A 592-nucleotide genomic window follows, 5' to 3' on the forward strand; every position below is an offset into this window, starting at 1 on the left:
GCACTACCGGGGCGAAGTCGGGCGAGTCCTGGCTCGGTCCGACGCCGGGAACCGCGCCGAGGATCAGGTGCGAATGGGTGTGGACGACCGCGGTGAGCTTCGGCCAGGCTCTCTGGCGATGTCCCGAGCCCCCGCGGCGCAGGCCGAAGTAGGTGCTGACATGCCGGGTCTCGAGCCCGGTCGCATCCACGGCCGCCACCGGTGCAGCATCGATCAGGCCCGCTGCATGGGCACGGGCGACGACCGCGGCCTGAGCGCGCCGGAAGGTCCCCCTTTTTCCGCGCCGGCCAGCAGCCGGTGCGCCGCATAGGCCAGCGTCGAGTAGTGCGGCACCTTCCGGAGCCCGAGCACCTGGCGCAGCTCCTGCCACTCGGCAACCGCCGCGACGAGACCACGGTAGTCGGTCCTGAGGAACTGCTTCAGCACCAGCAGGGCGAACAGTTGCGGCTGCGTATAATCATGCCGCGAGTAGTGGCTGCCATAGGCAGGCAGTGCCGTCCGCCCCACCGCAAGCGCCTCACCGGCCACCCGCAGCGCCGACTTCGAAAGCGTCCGCATCGACCACCTCCGGACCGCTCATCCCAAGATAGCC

The 592-nt window shown here is 69.9% G+C and carries 1 protein-coding gene and 1 pseudogene; both read right to left on the bottom strand.

Annotated elements, in window-relative coordinates; translation table 11 throughout:
- Window positions 1-190 (bottom strand): annotated as a pseudogene (locus tag H7965_RS30650) (transposase); the annotation flags it as partial.
- Between the two features lie 23 nt (window positions 191-213).
- On the bottom strand, window positions 214-558 hold the full coding sequence (locus tag H7965_RS30270) for a transposase (RefSeq protein WP_186774130.1): 345 nt from the start codon (window positions 556-558) through the stop codon (window positions 214-216).
- Window positions 559-592: the final 34 nt, after the last annotated feature.

Origin of the sequence: Siccirubricoccus deserti (assembly GCF_014283215.1) — a bacterium.
Classification (GTDB): domain Bacteria; phylum Pseudomonadota; class Alphaproteobacteria; order Acetobacterales; family Acetobacteraceae; genus Siccirubricoccus; species Siccirubricoccus deserti.

Excerpts from the sequence above, each read along its gene's own strand:
- H7965_RS30270 (WP_186774130.1), bottom strand. The coding sequence starts at position 558 with ATGCGGACGCTTTCGAAGTCGGCGCTGCGGGTGGCCGGTGAGGCGCTT.